5 protein-coding genes are annotated in these 5,041 nt (G+C 66.7%); 1 reads left to right on the top strand and 4 read right to left on the bottom strand.

The window, feature by feature from the left end:
* Window positions 1–60: 60 nt before the first annotated feature.
* From ACFWPJ_RS08475 to ACFWPJ_RS08465, 3 genes are all read right to left on the bottom strand, one after another.
* Entirely contained in the window at window positions 61–765 is a 705-nt protein-coding gene (locus ACFWPJ_RS08475; RefSeq protein WP_378848856.1) for a class I SAM-dependent methyltransferase, read from the bottom strand.
* An 80-nt stretch (window positions 766–845) separates the two neighbouring features.
* Window positions 846–1,595 carry a MerR family transcriptional regulator gene (locus ACFWPJ_RS08470; RefSeq protein WP_378848854.1) on the bottom strand — a complete coding sequence of 250 codons (750 nt, stop codon included), beginning with the start codon at window positions 1,593–1,595 and terminating at the stop codon, window positions 846–848.
* A 13-nt stretch (window positions 1,596–1,608) separates the two neighbouring features.
* Window positions 1,609–2,511, bottom strand: a complete 903-nt coding sequence (locus ACFWPJ_RS08465; protein WP_378848853.1) for an alpha/beta fold hydrolase — start codon at window positions 2,509–2,511, stop codon at window positions 1,609–1,611.
* A 376-nt stretch (window positions 2,512–2,887) separates the two neighbouring features.
* On the opposite strand from ACFWPJ_RS08465, the gene ACFWPJ_RS08460 reads away from it, so the two are divergent.
* Window positions 2,888–4,477, top strand: coding sequence for a glycosyltransferase family 39 protein (locus ACFWPJ_RS08460; RefSeq protein ID WP_378848851.1), 1,590 nt, complete (start codon window positions 2,888–2,890; stop codon window positions 4,475–4,477).
* Between the two features lie 3 nt (window positions 4,478–4,480).
* On the opposite strand, the gene ACFWPJ_RS08455 is transcribed toward ACFWPJ_RS08460, so the two are convergent.
* Entirely contained in the window at window positions 4,481–4,918 is a 438-nt protein-coding gene (locus ACFWPJ_RS08455; protein WP_378848875.1) for a GtrA family protein, read from the bottom strand.
* Window positions 4,919–5,041 lie beyond the last annotated feature (123 nt).

Genomic DNA, 5,041 nt, shown 5'->3' with positions numbered 1-5,041 from the left:
CTCGTAGGCGGCCCAGGATCATGGAGAGCATGGGCCGTTCTTCGTTTGTAGGTGGAGGGATCAGCCCAGGTGGGCGCACAGCAGCCAGGCGGGAACCGACTTGCGGCCACTGGGTTCGTCGCGCATCCCCTCGAACCGGAACCGGGGGCCGTCGGCGGTCGGCCGGAAGTCGTCGGCCGGCATGTTGCCATGGATTCGCGCCGGCCTGATCTCATCGACCACCCAGTACTTCTCCACTGCCTCGCGAAGCTCGTCGGCGGTGACCGGCGATGGCCCCGGAACGGGTGCTTCGGGCAGGGCGGCCCGGTCGAACACCAGCGCGAAATACGACGCGCCCGGTGCGGCGGCGCGCACGATCGACTGCTGGTAGCCCGCCCGCGACTCGACCGGTATCGAATGGAACAGCGTGCTGTCGACGATGGTGCCGAAGCGGCCGTCGTAGCCGGTGAAGGAGGTGACATCGGCGACCTCGAAGGAGGCGTCGGCCAGGCCGCGGCGGGTGGCCTCGGTGCGGGCCAGCTCGATCGCGGTCGGCGACAGATCCAATCCCACGGTGGTGTAGCCCCGCTCGGCCAGATACAGCGAGATCGCTGCCTCCCCGCATCCGACATCGAGGACATCGCCATGGAATTCGCCCTGCTCGATCAGCGCGGCGAGTTCGGGCTGGGGTTCCCCGATACTCCACGGCGGTTTGACGCCCGGCCCGAACGGGCCACCGGTGCCTCGGTAGACGGCTTCGAACTCGAAATCATCCGGCACAGTCATAGCTCATAGGTATCAGTGCTCTTGGTGCCTGTCAACGTCCGCGATGGAGGCGGGAGAGTTGCCGGTATCCAGGTGACTATTCAGTGATTACGTTGTTCGGCGCGGTGGGCGAGGGTGTCGACGATGCGTTGCCAGGATGGGGATGACTCGGAGATTCGCGAGGAGACCAGTTTGCGGGTTGTCGGTTTTCCGGTGTCTCGTGCGTGGGCGATTTCCCAGGCATCCAGGTCGTCGATGAGCTGGTCCAGGCGTGGATCGTGGGGGTTCCAGTCGATGGAGTGGTCGACCGCGAGGTAGAGGCGGGTGGTTTCGGGGTCGTCCAACTCGGCGTTCTTCTCGCGGATGCGCCGGGGTACGGCGTCCGGGTCAAGGGCTCGCAGCAGGATCCAGGAGTCGCGTTCGAGGAGTATTCGCTGTTCGCTGATTCCGAGGGCGCGCATGCGGTTCAGGATGGCGACGACCTCGGGTGGGAGGACGAGGCTTTCGCCGCCGGCCAATTCGGCTATCCGGGTGCGGTATTCGGTGAGCTGGGCGATTTTGCGCTGGAGTGCGGCGTCGATGTCGGTGATGGCCGCGGCGAATTCGGGCGGTTGGGCGTGCAGGAGTGCGTCGATGCGGGACAAGGGGACACCGGCGTCGGCGAGGGTTCTGATGCGGATGAGATCTACTGCCGCTTGCGCGGTGTAGCGGCGGTAGCCGGAGGCGTCGCGGTCGGGCTCGGGGAGCAGGCCGACGTGGTGGTAGTGGCGGACGGTGCGCACGGTCACGCCCGCGGTGGCCGCGAGCTGGCCGATCGTGAGCACCGTCCTCCTCGGGTCTACGCCGAACATGATCATGTCCAGTCTAGGTGCGTGCGGCTCGGTCGACGACATCGCGAACGGCCTGGACCACGGCGTCGGGGCGGTCGAAGCAGAGCCGGTGGTGCACGGTGTCGGCGAGGATGCGGTGGTCTCCCTGCGAGAGGCCGCCCACCAGGGCTGCGTCCATTCGCCGCCTGCCATCGTGCGTCCGCCGCAGCGTTTCCGGCGGCTGGGTGGGGTCGGGACCCAGCGCGCTGAGCGCGACAACGGGGACATCGGGAAGTCCAGGCCCGGCGTGGAGTTCGGCGGCCAGTGCGGTCAGGTTGCCGCGCTCAGCGATGCCGACGCGGGTCCATTCGTCGCTGGCCTTGGCCTCGACCAGCGATCGCCGGATGTGCTCCGGGTAGGCCGCGAGTAACTCGGCGTGCATCTGACGCAGAGCCGGGCGCAGCTGTTCGAGCTGCTCCGGATCGGTGCCCATCCGCTCCGCCTCGGCCAGTCGCATCGCGGGCGGCATGAAATCGTCCCAGTCGCGGTGCAGGCCGTCGATCCAGACCAGTCCGGCCACATCCCGCGGGTACAGCTGCGCGAACCGGTGCGCGTAGAAGCCGCCGAGCGAGTGGGGCGCGAGAACGTAGGGTCCGGGGATGTGCTGGGCGCGCAGCAGCTCGCGCAGTTCGGTGGCGACCGCGGCGGCGGTGCGCGGCAGCGGGAGGGCGTCGCTGTAGCCGGTGCCACCGCGGTCGTACACCACGGCGGTGGTGAACCGCGAAACCTGCTGCTGGACACCGAAGTAGTCCAGGCCGACCGCGCTCGCGCCCGGCAGGAACACCACGGCAGGCCCGCCAACACCCGACCGGTGCACGAAGATGCGGCGGCCGTCGACTTCCTGGAACCCGCCGACCGGCGGCGCGAGCCGAGTCGGGGGAGTGCTGTTGTTCGTCATGCGACAACCCTGCAACGTTGACGCACGGTCAATGTCAACCTCTTTCAGATGAAAGGCTCGTTCTGCAATTCAACGTGCCGAATTAATCAATTCGGAGAATTCATAGACGCGGCGTGCAATGTATCGCCGAGATCACTTATTTACCCAGCCGAGCCCGGTCTAATCACAGCGAACCGCTATTGGTATGCGACCCATTTGCGGACCCTGTCGGCAGCCACTAACGTTTCGTGAAACTGAATAATCCGAGCAGGACCTCGGGCGCCCGCGCTCATCAAGTTCGCTGCCGGGGAGGAATTGGTTCACCAGCGAACAGAGTGTGACGTCACCGCAGGGCGGGGCGTCGAACGCTTCTGTCGAAAAGCATCAGGGGCAGTTCATGACAGCGGTCGTCGCGGTTCGCACCGCGCCCGAAGACCTTCCGGATACCGACCCGTCGTTCGCTCTTCGCGGCGTCGCGCTGATCGCTTCGATCGCCGCGATAGCGCTGACGGTGACGGCGGGCAGATACGAATTCTTCGGTGACGAACTCTATTTCCTTTCCGCCGGACGACGACTCGATTACACCTACGCGGATCAGGGCGTAGTGGTGCCCCTTTTCGCCTGGATCGCGGACCAGCTCGCACCGGGATCGGTGACGGCACTGCGATTCCCCGCGGTCGTGATGTGTGTCGGTGCGATCGTGGTGGCGGCGCTGATCGCCTATGAGCTGCGTGGTAGCCACCGCGCCCAGATGCTCGCCGCCGCAACCTATGCGATGTCGGGCTTGGCGGCCAATCAGGTCGTACTGAGCACATTTTCCTTCGACGCCACCCTCACGGCCGTGATCACCTGGCTGTTCATTCGCTGGGTTCGCACCCGGCAGGACTGGCTGATCGTGGTAGCGGGACTGGTCGCTGCCGTGGACATGCAGGTGAAGTGGATGATCCCGATCGTGTGGGCGTGCCTCGGCCTGGCGGTCGTGCTGTGTGGTCCCCGCGAAATGCTGCGTCGCCCCGCGCTGTGGGCGGCGACCGGCATACTCGCCGCGTCGCTGGTCCCGATCCTCTACTGGCAGTCGCAGCACAACTGGCCACAGCTTGCCATGGGAGCGGTGATCGGCGCGGAGCAGGACGCCACCGGATACGGTCCGGTGGGATTCCTGCCGCAGTGGCCCATCTTGGCGGGCGTCATGGGCACCCTGCTGCTCGCGGTCGGGATGTGGGCGGCGTTCAAGCAGGAGTCGCTGCGGCCCTACCGTTTCATCGCGGTGGCGCTGGTGATCATGACCGCCTTCGTCATGCTCACCCATGGTCGGCCCTACTATCCGGGGGGCCTGTTTCCCGCCGTGTTCGCACTCGGCGCCGTGGGTCTGTGGCAGTACGACCGGAAACGATGGATGAATCGGGCGCTGGTCCCGATCGCCGGGCTCTCGGTGCTGGCAGTGATCGTCACCCTCACGGTGGTACCTCTGTCACCCAGCTGGCGCACGGAGGCCCGGGACGCTATCGATCTCGGACTCAGGGCGGCGTTCTTCGGAAACACAAATTGGTCATCCCTGGTCGCGGCCGTCGGCACAGGTTATGACACGCTGACGCCGGAAGAGAAGACCAATGCCGTCGTCGTCGCACAAGGCTATCCCCAAGCGGGTGCCATCGAGCAGTTCGGCGGGCAGTACGACCTGCCCGCCACCTACAGTCCGAGCCGGGGCTTCGGCTTCTTCGGCCCGCCACCGGACTCGGCGACCACGGTGATCTACGTCGGGCTCGACACCGCTGAGGACGACCTGCGTACCCGCTTCGCTCAGGTGGAGCGTGTGGTGCACCTCGACGATCCCATGGGTATCCCCGGCATCGACCGCATGGTCGCCGTCTGGCGATGCACAGGGCCGAAGCAGCCGTGGTCGACTATGTGGGACTCCATGACCACGCTCTACTTCGATCTGGGCCTCTGGCATGACCCTAGGGCCACTACTCGACCCACGCACTGAGGCTCAGAACACCAGGCCGCGCAGGGCCAGGAAGCGCAGGCCACCTGCCGCCGCCATGACAATGAGCACGGCCCCCGCTTGCGTGATCTGGCCGAGTCCCGGTGCCAGGGACTCGAGGCCTGCCAGCGCCGCGGTGCTGACCAGCAGGCCGATCAGCGCCAACCCGCCGCCCTCCCACTGCGCGGTGAACCAGCCGACCCGTCCGGCCGCGCGGAAGGTGAGCTGCCGGTGCAGTTCGTTCGCGATCACCGTGCTGACGATCGAGCCGATCGTATTGGCGGCCAGCGGGCCGAACCCGGCGCAGGCAAGGAACAACAGCACATAGGCGATATTGCTGGCGCCGCCGACCAGGGCGAAGCGGATCAGCTGGGCGACAGCGTGATCGCCGCGCGGAAACTGCCGCACGCGGGTGAGCAGGCCCGGCCATTGCGCGCGCAGCATCGGGTCGAGGGCGGGACCGAAGGCCGGGTCGGCGAGTGCTGTGCTGTTCACACGAAACACTGTCGGCGGCCGCGCTGACGTCGCCCTGACACACCACTGGCACGGCGGTGTCAGGGCGGTGTC

The sequence above is a fragment of the Nocardia sp. NPDC058497 genome, assembly GCF_042720195.1.
Lineage (GTDB): Bacteria > Actinomycetota > Actinomycetes > Mycobacteriales > Mycobacteriaceae > Nocardia.
The sequence above is the reverse complement of the archived record's forward strand: the minus strand, read 5'-3'. Positions and strand labels throughout refer to the sequence as shown.